At 41.6% G+C, this 15,266-nt stretch carries 16 protein-coding genes and 1 riboswitch; of the genes, 11 read left to right on the top strand and 5 right to left on the bottom strand.

Translation table 11 applies throughout. The features are described 5' to 3' along the window. The first annotated feature begins 17 nt into the window (after positions 1-17). From ACFQ0C_RS20630 to ACFQ0C_RS20640, 3 genes are read left to right on the top strand one after another with little or no spacing between them, the layout of a single operon-like run. Positions 18-458 carry an NUDIX domain-containing protein gene (locus tag ACFQ0C_RS20630; protein WP_379369082.1) on the top strand — a complete coding sequence of 147 codons (441 nt, stop codon included), beginning with the start codon at positions 18-20 and terminating at the stop codon, positions 456-458. 44 nt (positions 459-502) lie between these two features. Further along, on the top strand, positions 503-964 hold the full coding sequence (locus ACFQ0C_RS20635) for a GNAT family N-acetyltransferase (RefSeq protein WP_379369084.1): 462 nt from the start codon (positions 503-505) through the stop codon (positions 962-964). 31 nt (positions 965-995) lie between these two features. Next, on the top strand, positions 996-1,265 hold the full coding sequence (locus ACFQ0C_RS20640; protein WP_379369391.1) for a GNAT family N-acetyltransferase: 270 nt from the start codon (positions 996-998) through the stop codon (positions 1,263-1,265). A gap of 5 nt (positions 1,266-1,270) precedes the next feature. Here ACFQ0C_RS20640 and ACFQ0C_RS20645 read toward each other — a convergent pair whose 3' ends face one another. Continuing rightward, positions 1,271-2,728 carry an amidase family protein gene (locus ACFQ0C_RS20645; RefSeq protein ID WP_379369086.1) on the bottom strand — a complete coding sequence of 486 codons (1,458 nt, stop codon included), beginning with the start codon at positions 2,726-2,728 and terminating at the stop codon, positions 1,271-1,273. A 179-nt stretch (positions 2,729-2,907) separates the two neighbouring features. After that, a complete protein-coding gene (locus tag ACFQ0C_RS20650; protein ID WP_379369088.1) occupies positions 2,908-4,287 on the bottom strand; it encodes an MFS transporter in 1,380 nt (459 codons plus the stop codon). 109 nt (positions 4,288-4,396) lie between these two features. Between ACFQ0C_RS20650 and ACFQ0C_RS20655 the strand changes: the two genes are divergently transcribed. From ACFQ0C_RS20655 to ACFQ0C_RS20670, 4 genes are all read left to right on the top strand, one after another. Next, entirely contained in the window at positions 4,397-4,726 is a 330-nt protein-coding gene (locus ACFQ0C_RS20655) for an ArsR/SmtB family transcription factor (protein ID WP_258212098.1), read from the top strand. A gap of 372 nt (positions 4,727-5,098) precedes the next feature. Next, positions 5,099-5,887 carry a squalene/phytoene synthase family protein gene (locus ACFQ0C_RS20660; RefSeq protein WP_379369393.1) on the top strand — a complete coding sequence of 263 codons (789 nt, stop codon included), beginning with the start codon at positions 5,099-5,101 and terminating at the stop codon, positions 5,885-5,887. A 246-nt stretch (positions 5,888-6,133) separates the two neighbouring features. Next, positions 6,134-7,549 carry a HEAT repeat domain-containing protein gene (locus ACFQ0C_RS20665; protein ID WP_379369090.1) on the top strand — a complete coding sequence of 472 codons (1,416 nt, stop codon included), beginning with the start codon at positions 6,134-6,136 and terminating at the stop codon, positions 7,547-7,549. 174 nt (positions 7,550-7,723) lie between these two features. Beyond that, entirely contained in the window at positions 7,724-7,996 is a 273-nt protein-coding gene (locus ACFQ0C_RS20670; protein WP_379369092.1) for a hypothetical protein, read from the top strand. A gap of 115 nt (positions 7,997-8,111) precedes the next feature. On the opposite strand, the gene greA is transcribed toward ACFQ0C_RS20670, so the two are convergent. Then, entirely contained in the window at positions 8,112-8,591 is a 480-nt protein-coding gene (gene greA / locus ACFQ0C_RS20675; protein WP_258212095.1) for a transcription elongation factor GreA, read from the bottom strand. A gap of 208 nt (positions 8,592-8,799) precedes the next feature. After that, positions 8,800-9,207: a hypothetical protein gene (locus ACFQ0C_RS20680; protein WP_379369095.1), complete on the bottom strand. Its 408-nt coding sequence runs from the start codon at positions 9,205-9,207 to the stop codon at positions 8,800-8,802. Positions 9,208-9,569: 362 nt separating this feature from the next. On the opposite strand from ACFQ0C_RS20680, the gene ACFQ0C_RS20685 reads away from it, so the two are divergent. Then, on the top strand, positions 9,570-10,178 hold the full coding sequence (locus ACFQ0C_RS20685) for a zinc dependent phospholipase C family protein (protein WP_379369097.1): 609 nt from the start codon (positions 9,570-9,572) through the stop codon (positions 10,176-10,178). Between the two features lie 133 nt (positions 10,179-10,311). On the opposite strand, the gene ACFQ0C_RS20690 is transcribed toward ACFQ0C_RS20685, so the two are convergent. Next, positions 10,312-10,617, bottom strand: coding sequence for a hypothetical protein (locus tag ACFQ0C_RS20690; RefSeq protein ID WP_379369099.1), 306 nt, complete (start codon positions 10,615-10,617; stop codon positions 10,312-10,314). 288 nt (positions 10,618-10,905) lie between these two features. Between ACFQ0C_RS20690 and ACFQ0C_RS20695 the strand changes: the two genes are divergently transcribed. From ACFQ0C_RS20695 to ACFQ0C_RS20705, 3 genes are all read left to right on the top strand, one after another. Continuing rightward, complete coding sequence (locus ACFQ0C_RS20695; protein ID WP_379369101.1) at positions 10,906-14,238, top strand: DEAD/DEAH box helicase; 3,333 nt, start codon at positions 10,906-10,908, stop codon at positions 14,236-14,238. Positions 14,239-14,314: 76 nt separating this feature from the next. Continuing rightward, positions 14,315-14,458, top strand: a riboswitch (cyclic di-AMP (ydaO/yuaA leader). Between the two features lie 107 nt (positions 14,459-14,565). Continuing rightward, entirely contained in the window at positions 14,566-14,736 is a 171-nt protein-coding gene (locus tag ACFQ0C_RS20700; RefSeq protein WP_258212089.1) for a hypothetical protein, read from the top strand. 135 nt (positions 14,737-14,871) lie between these two features. Then, positions 14,872-15,240: a VOC family protein gene (locus ACFQ0C_RS20705; RefSeq protein ID WP_379369103.1), complete on the top strand. Its 369-nt coding sequence runs from the start codon at positions 14,872-14,874 to the stop codon at positions 15,238-15,240. The last annotated feature ends 26 nt before the right edge of the window (positions 15,241-15,266 follow it).

Genomic DNA, 15,266 nt, shown 5'->3' on the forward strand with positions numbered 1-15,266 from the left:
GAAGGGGGAGAGTTGTTGTGCTAACCTTTATCCAGGAAATACCTGTCGATAAGCCAGTCAGTGGAGTTCACTGCATACCTGTTTTAGATAATGGAAACCTGATTATGGTTTGGGATAAGGAGGAACGAGTATTAACAACAATTGGTGGTAGGCTCGAAAAAAATGAATCATTAATAGAAGCATTGAGACGAGAAGCTGTTGAAGAAGCAGGAATACAAATAGAAGACGAGGTAATTCCTTTTGCTTGCTGGTATTGGGAAGAGTTTGGCTCCTACAGGCTGTATTTTTTGACAAAAGTTAAGAAATTCATTGAAATGCCTCAACAGTATGAAACGACGGGATATGTAATAACGAATTTTGAAACGGCAATAGACATGATACAAAAAATCGAGGGACGAGAAGAACGAATTGCAATCATTAGGAAAGCTGGTATCCTAGCAGGTCAATTGAAGGAGTAGGGGATCAGCAAGCCAAAAATAAAAGAAAAGGGATGGAAGCTGACATGCAAATCTTTCAAACCAAGGATTTTGAAGCTATCGCTCATTTGAATAAGACTGTGCAGGACGTGCATGTGGAGTTATATCCAGACCACTTTAAGGAATACAATTACGAGACGATCAAGGAGTTTTTCAAATCAATCATAGATAGACCTAATTACATATTTCTAATACTGGAGAATGATCAACAAAATATTGGATATGCTTGGATAGAAATCAAGGAATATGCGGAGAACCCATTTAAAAAGGCATATAAATCGATAAATATTCATCAACTGAGCATAAATTCAAGCGAGCAAAACAAAGGCTATGGAAGTCAAATAATGGCGAAGATAAACGAAATAGCGGAATTATATAAGATTGGAAAAATAGAGCTGGATTACTGGAATAATAATGGTGCTGCAAAAGATTTTTATAGAAAACATGGGTACAAAACTTATCGTGAATTCGTTTTTAAGGACTTATAAATAAAATGATTAACATCATGCGGACGAAATCATTACGGCAAGAGCCGATGGGAAAATCGTTGGTTTCTTAAGGGCCATTACGGATTATGCTTATTGCTGCTACATCTCAGATATTGCTGTCGATAAAGAGTATCAGGGATTAGGAATTGGAAAACAATTAATTAAAATGCTAAGGCACCGAGTAGGAGAAGAAGAAATTCAATATATACTCACCTCGGCGCCCAAAGCTGTAGGATTTTATGAGAAAATAGGGTTTGAAAGGGCAGATAAAGCTTTTGTAATTAAGAGAAAGATTCATTAGTTGAATTAAAGGAAGCTTTTTAAAGAAGGAGCTTTACGAAATTGGGAATGCTGTTCGAATGAATATGCGAGCTTAATGAGCATGGGTTCACAGTAGGCCCGGGCTGAGAAGGTGACACCAAAGGGTACGCCTGCCGCAGTGTAACCTGCCGGGACAACTATAGATGGATAACCGGCTCTTGAAGTAATTCTTGCTCCAAAATCAGCTGGAAAGAGCAGCGCATCCAAAATATGTTCTTTCATAACGGCGTCGATTCCATCCTGCTGACATAGCTTTAAATCCAAAGCACGATCATGAATATAATTGGGTTCGGTTAATGTACCTGAGGTGTTGTATTCGGCTTGGACCAGTAATGTTTGTCCGTATTTTAAAGTTTCCATTGGATGGTTGTTATTAAAATCAATAATGTCTTTTAGAGAGCGAATGGATGCATTAGGACCTAACTGGGATAAATATGCATTAAGAGAAGCTTTAAATTCATTGAGTATGACGGAGGAATACTTAATTTCACGAGCTGTTTTGATATTGGCAGGATCTACTATCACAGCGCCATGCTGCTTCATGATGTCAACGGCATTATTAAAGAGGTTGAGCTGCTCCTCCGTTAATTCTTCAAAATAATAATCCCTTGGAATGCCTATTCGGGCGCCCCGTAAACCATCCTTGTTCAAAAAATCTGTGTAGTCTGCACATTGCTTCCCTAAGCCGGTACCCATTGCGGGATCGCTCTCATCCACCCCTACAAGAACATTCAGCAGTAAAACAGCATCGGTAACTGTTCTAGCCATAGGTCCAGCCGTATCTTGACTACTGGAGAGAGGAAGAATGCCCGAGCGGCTGATTAATCCGACAGTAGGTTTGATACCAATTGTTAAGCTCAAATTCCCTGGATTCAGAATAGAGCCCGACGTTTCCGTACCAACAGAGACCGTACAAAAGTTACAAGCCACCGCTACACCGGACCCAGCACTAGAGCCGCCAGTCGGAGTTGAAATATTATAGGGATTCAGAACCTGTCCCCCGCGAGAGCTGTATCCAGAAGGCATATTATTGGTCATAAAATTGGCGAATTCCGTCATATTGGCTTTTCCTAAAATAATTGCCCCGGCCTCTCGCAGCTTTTGCACGATAAAAGCATCTTTCGTCGCATAAGAGTTGGCGAGAGCAAGGGAACCAGCACTTGTGTGCATTTTATCACCGGTGTTGATATTGTCCTTCAGCAAAACAGGGATTCCATGCATCGGACCTCTTGGACCTTGAACTGCCCGCTCTACATCTAACGACTCTGCGATAAATAAGGCATCCGGGTTTATTTCAAGCACGGAGTTGATAGTGAGTCCGAGCTTGTCAATATTAGCTATTCTATCGAGATACATAAGTACTAGACCCTTCGAAGTCATTTCACCTGAATCGAGAGCGGCCTGAATGTCAGGGATCGTTGCTTCTACTATTTCAAAACTCACAATATAATTCCTCCCTTTCAATCCAGCTTATGGATTTATCTACTTTAGTATAAACGGATTCACTAATATTTACATGACATGAGACTTATTCATCAAAAAAATAAATTAGCAGAATCAAAGATTATACGATGATGAGAATAATCAAGTAAGCTGGATAGGGAGGGTCCTTTGTAGAAATATTAAGCTTGCTGAACTGTCCTTGAAGTATAACGGAGATACAGATGGGAACAGCCTATTGAGGCTATAACGATGATTGCGAGTCCCCAATAAATATTCGCATAGGCTTGTGTAAGAGGCAGCTTTTGTTGCCACACAAGGGCGCTTGCCGTTGCTGCTACTCCGAACGCTCCACTGAAGAACTGCAGCAGCTGGAATAGACCTAGTCCGGAGCCGATTTGGGCTTTGGGCAGAATGCGGGACATTTCATTAGAGATACTGCTGGTAAGAAACGTAAATCCTACACTTAATATCATATAAATGAACAATATAGCTATATAAGAAGTGCCGGCAAACAGAGCAAACAGCAACACGGATGCGAGTACTAGCAGCGGAATATATCGAATGATAGAACCGTTGCCATACCGATCGATAGTTCTGCCTACTTTACGTGAGACAAACATAGCCAGTAAAGACCCTGGGAATATGATAAGTCCAGATGCGCTTGCGCTCAATCCATATTGATGTACGAGAATTTGAGGCATTAGGAATAATGTAGCGAAGCTGCATAAATAGGCTGCAATTCCAACGGAGCCTAGCGTTAAGTAGGAACGATTGCGGAACAGGGCAGGCTGCACGAATGGATCAGCTGCTCGGTGAATCCGAATCACAAACAGGATAAGAGATACCAATCCCGCTGCCAGGGCAATCCAGTATTGGTTTGTTAAGAAAAGTAGGATCCCCGTTGTTCCGATACCGGCTAATAGTGCTCCAAGTGCATCGAAAGAGCCTTTGGCAGGTGTTTCTTTAGGGATAAGTGCTGTATAGAAGGGTACCAGCAATAATGTTACTGCGGTTACGGCAAATAAATAATGCCAGCCCAAATATTCAACGATAACGCCACCTACAACAGGTCCGAGACCTAATCCGAGTGAAGCAGCCGACATAACCGTGGCCATGGCTTTACCACGCCGTTCCAGAGGTACATAACGGGTAATTAGCACAAGCGACAATGCAGGAATGGAGCCGGCTCCCGATGCTTGCAGAATACGAGCGATCAGCAGTGGTACGAAGCTATTGCTAAAGAAGCCGCCAATAGCGGCGATGCCAAGCGAGAGAATTCCAATAATGAATAGCCGGCGAATAGGAACAAAATCGGATAATCGGCTATACGTAATGGATGAGATCGCGAATACGATGGAGTAGCCAGTTACTACCCAGGAAGTAGATGAAGCTGACATACTGAATGCGCGAGATACGTCTGGGAGCGCCAGATTAAACATCATCGTATTCATAATTACCAATACAACTGAGATTCCCAGGAGGATAGCGACTCTTCCTTCGCGCAAGTTGGTCGGCTGTGGTTTACCGTCGGATTTGTGACTATCTAGCTTTGACATCATTTACACCTCACATATTTCTATTGTTCGATTATAATCGAACAATAGAAATATAACATGCAATATGGTAAAATGCAATCATAAGCTTTAACGTATGAAGGAGGCTTTTTTCATGAAAGTCCTACACCATCCAGACCGAGCGGATATCCAGTTGTCCTCCGTGCTGTATGCCCTAAGCGATCCCATTCGCTTGTATCTTGTTTCCGAGCTGTACAAAGCAGGAGAGCGAGCATGCGGCGAATTCGAAGTCCCCGTTGTTAAATCAACCGTTTCCCATCATGCTCGTACACTTAGGGAAGCGGGTGTTGTTAATGTTAGGATACACGGAACCATGAGATTCCTTTCTATTCGCATTGATGATCTCGAGGCTCGTTTTCCAGGATTGCTGATGTCGGTTTTGCAAGCTTATGATTCCTCAGGCGAACCAGCTTTTCCTTCATAATTTAAATAGAAAACCGCCGCTATGGCGGTTTTTTCTTCTCTCTTGAGACCTCTAAACAACGTACATGGTAAATACAACTTCACAAACCTATAATAAATGATATGCTTTTGGTAATAATAGGTTAATTCAAGTCAAAATAAAGCCGAATTTTACGTATTTAAATAATGAAATGCTTAATTTCATAAATATGTTATACTTAAAAGCTTTTTTTCTGTGTTTTTTTTTGCATATTGCGATAGAGGACAGTAAAATAAGAAAAGAACTAATAAAATAATTCCTGTTTTATGAAATTATATTTATGTTTACAAAAGAGAATCGATTTATGTTGGAGGGCATTTGGTGAATAAGACAAATGATTTATTAAGCGATGCGATGGATATGTTGGCGGAAACAAGCCGAACCTTTTTAATTCCGATTAGCCGTTTGGTACCTGGAATAAAGGAAGCGGTAGCGTCTGCATATCTTTGTATGCGTGCTATTGATGAGATCGAGGACCACACTGAACTACCTGCCGAGATAAAAGTTAAGCTGTTATTAGGGGTAAGCAAGCTCATCCAAGAGCCGTCAAGAGAAACGGAGCTGCGTACGCTGTTTCAACCCTATCAAGGTACGCTTTGTGATGTAACAGTACGTCTTAATGATTGGGTTAATCTTTGTCCTGCTTCAATTGCGCCTCGAGTCATTCAAAGTACGGCAACAATGGCTGAACAAATGGCTGAATGGGTTGAACGGGATTGGAAGATTAATACGGAAGAGGATCTTGATTATTACACCTATTGCGTTGCAGGGGCCGTTGGAGAACTTCTCTCCGACCTTTGGAAATGGTTTGATGGTACGGAAACCGATCGAGTCAAGGCGGTGGCCTTTGGGCGTGGTCTTCAAGCTGTAAATATTGTTCGCAACCGTATTGAGGATTCCACCAGAGGAGTTGATTTTTTCCCGCCTCATTGGGGGCTTGAAGAAATGTTTGCATACACCGAGCGCAATCTGGAGATGGCTACTGAATATATTGCGGATATTAAGTCTGGGCCAATTCTTGATTTCTGCAGTATTCCTCTGGCTTTGGCACATGGTACCCTTTATGCTTTGTCGAACGGTGAAAGCAAACTCAATAGAGATGCCGTGCTTGAAATTGTAAGTAGAATTACCGGTGAAGATTAAGTGTGATTGTGACTGGCAACAGGGACTAACCTGAGTTTGTGTACGTAATGCAATAGTCCTTTATATAAAAATGCAATTAACTGTTAAACAACCCATTATCTCTTAGGTATGGGTTATTTATTTGTTCAGCCTAATCATTTGATCGAAACACCTTACTTTTGTGCAAACTTGAATTAGCATTCTGCATATGATCTTACCTCCTGAATTATTATAATTTGAATCAAGTTCACATTAGGAGGTAGAGGCATGGGTCGCGAAGTTCCAGTATTATTAAATGATGAACAAATGAGAAAGTTTGTAACAGAAGGCTTTTTAATACTTCAAACTGATTTCTCGGAACAATTTCATCAAAAGCTTATGGAGCAATTAAATCAGGTATATGAGCAAGAAGGCAATCCAGGTAACAATTTGCTTCCACGTATTAGAGATTTGCAAAAGGTTTTTGATAATCCAATCATTACCGGTGCATTGACTAGTGTCCTGGGACCTAACTATTTAATGCATACTCATAGACATGGTCATTTTAATGCCTCTCCAAAAGCGGGAGGGTGGCATAAGGACAGCTATTGGGGTTACAAAAAAATGCGCAATCATCATCCATGGTGGGCGATGATCATGTATTTCCCGCAGGATACACCGGTAGAACTCGGCCCAACAGGCGTTATGCCTGGCACGCAAAACTATGAGAGCAGGACTTTCGAATCGGATGAGACGGAGGGAGAAGCAGTAGCCAGCGGCAATGCGGGAACCTTCGCATTAATTCATTATGATATATGGCATCGTTCAACACCTAATGTGCTGGGCCAGCCTAGATACATGCTGAAATTTGAATTCATGCGAACCGAAGCTCCTACAGCACCTAGCTGGGATTGCTTGGATCGGGAATGGAAACAGCCGGCAGCCTTCAGCACCAACATTAATGAGCATGAAATGATGTGGAAGGAAACCTGGAACTGGCTTTCTGGTCAAATAGGCAGTTTGGCTGATAGCGAGAAGGTTGATACGGCTAAGGTGCAAGAAGCCGCGGCGCAGCTCGAAGATAGTTTCGAGCCTAACGCATTGAATGCTGCATACAACCTCGCAGCAATGGGTGAAGCGGGTATACAGGCGCTGCTGCAAGGACTTCGTCACGAAAGCATTAAGGTTTCTCGTACTTCGGCTTATGGGCTAGTGGCAGCGGGTTCGGGAGCTGTGGCCGGTCTGGAAGCAGCACTTGCAGCAGAACGGGTTGAAACCGTGGTTCATGCAGTTTTTGCATTAGGCGAATTGAGGCATTTGGCTGCTTCGGCAATTCCGCAGCTATTAGAGCTGCTTGACCCGTCAACGGATGTAGTTATCCGACAAACTGTTGCAGAGGCTCTGGCGTTGATCGGAGCGCCAGTAGATCAGGTTGTTGAGGGACTTATCCGCTGTCTTAAGGACGAGGATGTACAGGTTCGTTTCATAGCTGGCCTTTCTCTGTGCCGAATGGGAGCTGCTGCCGATGAGGCGGTGCCGGCGCTTGAAATTGCGCTGGAGGATGATAATCGTTATGTTCGCGGGCATGCCGCGGAAGCGCTTCATTATATTGGCACAGATTCAGCCAAAAATGTGCTTATCGAGTTTCTGCTGAACTCACGTTGGTGCCCATCGACCACGCCTCAAAGTACATTTTATCCTTAAACTACGAATAATGAGAAAACCTCGTTCCTTGGAGAATTGCAAGGGATGAGGTTTTTTCTTAGGTTCTGGAATCATTCGCGTTAGTGTGATATGGTTAAGTGATATTTCGTTTACACGTTATTGCTGTCTTTAGAGTTCATTCACACCAAATAAACATAATAATGGAGTGTTAAGATGAGTAAAGGAAGAGTCTGGAACAAGGGCAAACGCAATGGTGGGGGAGGACCGCCAGGGGGAAGTAAGAATAAAGCAGCGACCTCTAAGGAGAATCCTCATCAGCAAGCTGGAGCAGTTCCTACTGAAAGCCACATAGTGGATATGGATAATCCGATAAATCGGGTAACTCGGATGAACCGCGAGAACTGGGTAGTCCGACCTGCTCGAATAATTCGCAAGGAATCTGGTATCGATGAAAGTAATGTGAAAGATGAAAAGGATGAAAGCTAAAATTACAGCTGTGTGATGCGCTAGATAGCAGATAAAGCTTGCATAAGTTGAAGTTAATAATGAGGGAAGCCAAGTCATTGGCTTCTCTTCTTAATTGAATACAGATTGTGTTAATTCACATCGCCTTAATTTCAAGCAACTCATATTTGATAAGCCCAACGGGCGCATTTACACTAATGATATCGCCAACTGATTTTCCCATGAGGGACTTTCCCAAAGGACTTTCATATGAAATTTTATTTTCCAGAACATCAGCTTCAGCCGCGCCTACGATCCTATATTCCAGCTTTTCCGAAACTTCTACATCATTCAGTATAACAATGGAACCAACACTGACGGTTGTTATGTCTAAGCTATCCAGATCAGCAACACGTACCTTATTTAACATTTTTTCTAATGTAAGGATCCTTGTTTCCATAAAAGACTGATCGTTTTTGGCAGAATGATATTCGCTATTTTCTTTCAAATCACCATAACTAATAGCTGTTTTAATGCGAGCGGCTATTTCTTTGCGCTTTACTGTTTTAAGATCTTCCAATTCAAGCTCTAATTTAGTTAATCCCTCTCGTGTTAAAACAATTTCATCTTTTGACATTTTGACAACTCCTAATTATGTGTACAATTTTTATGTGACATCCTATCCTGTATTTCTCTATTCTACACTATATCAGGGAATCATGCGAAAATGAGATGAAAGTAACCGAACATTTAGGATTTTACAATGAAGATTTGGCGTTACAGAAATGGAGTGAGTCTTTCTACAGCCCAAGTAGCACATAAACTTACAAGGACTCAAACCGTTTCTATGTATTTTTGTCTCCATAAACACTTCTCTTAATGATATCTGCGAACTCCTTTTTTTGCGATTGGTATACGGATGGAGGAATGCTTCCATTAGCGAATCGTATGTCCAATTGTTTGGTCAATTCAGTGATTTGCAGATTAATAATATGATTCACATCTTCATTATTGTTAACTGCAATATCCGCCAATGATTTACCTTCCAACAAAGAATGATAAACCTCCTCATTAGAAGAAGCGCCGAGCATTTGTAAAAAATCATCTTTCGCAGCAACTTGCAAGTTCTGAGCTTCATATTTCTCCGGTTGACCGTGTGAAGCTTTAGCACTCGTTTCCTCGCTCCACAACCCTCCGCTAATGGTTATGCCAAGCGTCATGGTGCTGATCATTAGAATTCGTTTTGGATTCATTGAGAACGTCCTCTTTTCATAAAAAATGCATGTCAAAATAATGAAATCTAGTAATCTAGTATTAGTTACATTCAGTTTAACATGGGTAAACAAATATAGCCTTGGACTCAAGCAGAGTTTTCCCCCCGTCTCAAGTCTAGTTTTATTGAAGAATAACCGTTGTTGTGGACAAAAAGACTCTCTAAATTGCTGGACCATCCATCTATAAACGGTATTGTATTTACTTTTAATGATATCTATATGAGATCAATTCGATCTTTTTTACATATTTTACATATTAAACGTCTGATTAGTACTATTAGAGTATTCCTTAATTGAAGTCCTCTTCAGCTACATAACAAATAGCAAAGGACGTGATAGTTTTGCCGTGGTCTATGATTCATCTCTCAATAGCTAATCAGATATATGGCGCTGAAGCAAATCCAAGTTTTCTACTAGGAAGCATTGCTCCGGACGCAGTACTTGTAAGAGAAAAAGGTAAAGTGAGCAAATCCAAATCCCATTTATTGAATAAAGCTACGGGTCAAACGGAAGATTTCGTTACCTTCTATGAATCGCAAAGTAAATTATCGACTGATGTAAATTTCAAGCCGTTTCTTTTGGGCTATATAAGTCATATCGTCGCCGATATTAATTGGGGAATGATTAAGAAAGCCATTTCTCAAATGCAGTCTAATCCAATAAACGACTTATTGTGGGATGAAGAGAACCAGAACGATTTTAATTTATTTCGTACAGTACCGTGGAAAGACAGTGTTATAGATCAAATTATGCATGCACCTATCTACGAATTAACAAGCCTATACACTTCGAATGAACTTCATAGATGGCGGAAGCAGGTTTTTGATTGGTTTGATGTGCCAAGTAACGAACCTCAAGTTCCTATAACCTATCTTACTAAGGACGTTGTAGAAGCCTTTATAGTAAATACAGCCGATGAGCTTAAGGAATTATTTATAAAGTTAAAATGATAGGTTCTGCTTTTGCGGACAAAAAAAGCCATCCCGCATAGATCGATGTCAAATAAAATGTGCATCTAAAGACCCTTTTAGGATCTGTAGATGCACATCAAATTTACTTCGATGAGTGGTTACGATGTGCTTTTTATTTTACATAATAAGCTCCAACGGGTAGGGCTATTGATTTATCGACAACAACCAAGCCTACGCCGCCTGGAATAAAGGCTACTTTTGAGTCTTTGCCGATCAAATAGTTGCCAGGAACATATGTACCATTAACCATGGTTTGGCCTACGGACCAGAAGATTAGAGGTGGAGGTGTGACATGGATCGTTGTGGGTGTTGGTGTTGATGTTGTTGAATCGGCTGCTGCCGCAACGCCAGCCGCGCTTGTAAGCATCAAAGCTGAACAGACCACAAGTGCAGAAAACTTCGTTTTTAGCAAATTCATTTGAACCACTCCTTTTATTTTATTGTTATGTAACTTTCAGATTCTGGTATAAATATCCAGCTGGCACTTATTACCCATCTTTTTTTTAAACGAAACATAAGCAGGGGGAATACCAGCATAGCTGTCATTACCGTAAAAGGTATGAATATATAGGGCTGATTATTCATATCTCTGATATATTTTCTTTATGTGGCTCCATTTATTTATTAGTATTTTTTCTGCTATCATTAAGGAATAAAACAAATCCGATATATTGAATGGATTGAACCAAGGAAGGATTGTAAGGCAATGAGCTTTCAGTTGACTCAGCGTGTCATTAAGTTGTTATGCGGCTCGTTTTCTTATGAAAAAGGAGAAGCTTATTATCGCGCACATAAAGTAACTTCAATAAATAATAATCCGAATTCATCACTATATGAAGCCATTGTCCAAGGTGGCAGCAGCTACCAGGTTACTGTTGAAATTGATCGAAACGGGGATGTGGATGCGGAATGCACTTGTCCTGCTTATTTAGCAAGTGACAAGTACTGTAAGCATATCGCCGCTGTACTACTGAACATCCATGATCTACAGCAGGAAGGTGAAGTACCGATTCGCTCTTACACTTCAATGCTGCAGCCGGAATACGAATCGCGAAACAGGCTCGGGCATGTCGAACCCCGTTTCGGAGGTTCCAGAGGTGGTCGATCTGCTGATCCGGCAGGAGATATTCAACTGACCAACGGAATTCTGAAGCTATTTGACCTCAGACCACAGCGTTCAAGCGGCACCCGTCCTCTATTCGATGCAAGAACTCCTCTTGAGGTGGAGTTTATTTGTAAAACCTTTCCCTATGGCTATCGGAAGTATTTGTTCGGCATTGAGATCAAGATTGGTCCCAAGCGACTATATATTGTTCAGAAAATAAGAGATTTTCTTGATCGATTCGACCACAGAGAATCCTATGTATTTTCTAAAAATTTCTCCTATGATCCGGAGCTCCATAGTTTTCAGAAGGAGAATGATGATGTAATTCGGCAGTTAGCCCAAATTTATAACAATGAGCAGATGTATCGTGAAACCTCTAATCCTTATTCTAGTCATGGCAATGGTATGAGCGGCGATAGAATGCTTCTGATTCCATCGTATTCATGGGAAGCGCTGCTTCCTTTGCTTATCAAGGCGCCATCCATACAGCTGGTGCATGAAGACCGGACATTCGATGGGCTTCATCTATCCGATGAATCGATCCCGCTTCTCTTTAAATTTGACGAGTCCTCACATTCTGCTGGGTATCAATTGGATGTTCAAGGTCTGGAGCAGATTACTATAATGGAATCTTATGGGATAGCCCTTTTTGAAGGAAGGCTTCTTAAGCTGCAGCCAGAACAATGTAAGCGATTAGTGGAGCTTAAGCAAATGCTGGAATCTTCACGCAAGCATCAAATCCAGATACCGCAGGAACAAATGGAGCCTTTTATGGAAAAGGTAGTACCCGGTTTGATGAAGCTGGGTAGCGTTAGTATCGCTCAATCCGTCTCAGAACGCATTGAGCATACTCCATTAAAGGCTAAGCTTTATTTGGATAGAGTAAGGGATCGTTTGCTGGCGGGATTAGAATTTCAATACGGCGATATTGTCATCAATCCATTGGAAGGAAACAGTCAAAAGCGCGGCAGCGATCGCATCCTCATGCGTGATGGTGACCAGGAACGACAAATCATGGAGCTAATGGAGCAAAGTCTCTTCACCAAAACAGAAGGTGGATACTTCATGGATGACGAAGAAGCGGAATACGATTTTCTGTATCATGTCGTACCTCAGCTGGAAAAGCTTCTAAAGGTATACGCCACATCGGCTGTTAAAGCAAGACTTTATATTGGCCATACACCTCCTAAAATATCCGTTGATGTGGATGAACGAACCGATTGGCTCGAATTCCAGTTTGATATGGAAGGTATTCCGGAATCGGAAATCCGCAATCTGTTGAAATCCCTTGAAGAGAAGCGCAACTATCATCGGATGCCTAACGGAGCTTTTTTACCACTAGAAGGTGCAGAGTTTCTAGAGATTATCCGCTTCATGAATGAAATGGGAATCAGTAAAGGAGATCTAAAAGGGACGAAATTTCATATTCCAGTAGTTCGCGGCCTCCATCTGATGGATTCTCAGAGACAAGGCAATGCGGTTAAATTAGGCAAATCGTTCCGAAGGCTATTGGAAAATATAAGAAATCCAGATAATCTGGATTTTGCAGTACCTGAAAGTCTTATACCTATTCTACGGGACTATCAGAAGTATGGCTTCCAATGGATGAAGACACTGGCGCATTACCATTTTGGCGGTATACTGGCCGATGATATGGGTCTTGGCAAAACATTGCAGAGCATCGCCTTCATCGTTTCGGAACTACCGGAGATAAGAAATCGAGAGCAGCCGGCGATTATCGTATCACCAGCTTCACTTGTTTACAATTGGCGGAATGAGCTGAAGAAATTTGCGCCGCAGATCCGGTCTATCATCGCCGATGGCAGTAGAGCGGAGCGCAGCAGTGCTCTGAAGAATCTATCTCAAGTCGATGTAATTATTACTTCATACCCGCTATTGCGCAGGGATATCGATCTATATGTTACGCAATCGTTCCACACCCTTATTTTGGATGAAGCTCAGGTTTTTAAGAATCACGCTACTCAGACAGCACAGGCTGTAAAGTTGCTGCAGGCCCAGTATCGATTTGCCCTTACCGGAACACCGGTAGAAAACAGGCTGGAGGAATTATGGTCTATATTCGATGCGGTGTTCCCTGAGTTGTTCCCAGGTAGAAAGGCATTTAATGATTTATCTCGCGAAATCGTTGCCAAACGATTACGTCCGTTTCTACTTCGTCGCCTGAAGACAGAAGTACTAAAGGAGCTGCCGGAGAAGATCGAATCGCTGCAAGCCTCCGAGCTGCTGCCTGATCAGAAGAAGCTGTATGTGGCTTATTTGGCCAAACTCCAGAAGGAAACATTGAAGCATCTGAATGAGGAGGGCTTTCAGAAAAACCGGATCAAAATATTGGCCGGCTTGACTCGACTTCGCCAGCTGTGCTGCCATCCTGTGCTGTTCGTTGAAGACTATACTGGAAGCTCGGCTAAATTTGAGCAGTTAATGGAGATTATCGATGAATGCAGAAGTGCAGGTAAACGGATGCTGATTTTCTCACAATTTACTGAAATGTTAGGCCTGATTGGAAGAGAGCTCGGCTATCAAGGTGTACCTCACTTTTATTTGGATGGGAATACCCCAACTTCCGAGCGTGTTGAGCTATGCAGCCGATTTAATGATGGTGAAAGAGACTTATTCCTTATCTCGCTTAAGGCGGGCGGGACCGGGTTGAACTTGACTGGGGCGGACACGGTTATCCTGTATGACTTATGGTGGAACCCCGCAGTGGAGCAGCAGGCAGCCGATCGGGCACACCGAATTGGACAGAAGAATGTAGTGCAAGTGATCCGGCTTGTAACCCAAGGGACCGTTGAAGATAAAATGTACGAGCTTCAGCAAAAAAAGAAGAACCTGATCGATGAAGTGATCCAGCCCGGACAGGAAGCATTAACGGCTCTGACGGAGCATGAAATTCGAGAAATTCTAATGATTTAGTAATATTGCCTTATTTTTAATAAATGGGGTTTACAAAATATGCAATTAGGGGTTAGAATATAGTACAACTTAATATCACTTTAGCACGCTGAGTTTTCTTTAAGAAAAACGGGGGAACCAAGTTTATTGGGGTGAATCGACGTATCTCATATACGTTGTAGGGCGAATTCTCACCGCCCAAATCCGACAGCTAACCTCGTAAGCGCAAGTGGGAAGGATAGATTTGCTTTTTTTAAGCACAAGGTCTAGCCTTGTGTTTATTGTGTTTTAAGGAGCAAAAAAATCTTTCCGTCTCTACTTTTTTTAATTTGAGAGGAGGATTTATTTATGGTCAGCAAAGAAAAATTATTTAACCTGTTGGACGGATTAAACGAACTTGATCAAAGAGCAGCTTATGATTTCATTCAGTATCTGGCTCATCGGAATGGCGGCAATAAATTAAAGTCTGAAGATGTAGTCGATTTATTTGGTAGAAATTATTTCATAGTGCCAGATTAATCATTCAATAGAGTTAACTTCAAGCAACGATAGGGACAGCTGTTTCATTACAGCTAGTCCCTTTTTTGTTTGAAGAAAAAAGAGGGAAATATCGATTCCAGATCGAATTTTACTTTTAATGGCATATGGGGAGGGATGACGCTGGAGACACAGCTTATTAAGAGTAAAGTCGGAGCTATTTTTATACCTGTAAATGACATTGAAAAAGCAAGAAATTGGTATTGCTTATTACTTGGTCTTAAACCTGACTTTGATATTATTGCGGGTCATCTGTGTTGTATTCCGATGGATAATAACGGTTTGAACGTTGTTTTGGACAGCAAAATCTATACGGAGGATGCGTATTTTAGAACACCGATGTTTCATTTTAATACGGATGATATACAAAAATCTTTTGACTTCATGAAGGGTCTAGGGGTTGAATTGGTTACGGATATTGAGCATGGTCACTGGTTTAACTTTAAAGATCCAGATGGGAATATGTTAATGATTTGCAAGTGTTAGAACTTGGTAATAGAAATGCAAAAGAG

The sequence above is a fragment of the Paenibacillus sp. GCM10027630 genome, assembly GCF_042676305.1.
Taxonomy (GTDB): Bacteria; Bacillota; Bacilli; order Paenibacillales; family NBRC-103111; genus Paenibacillus_S.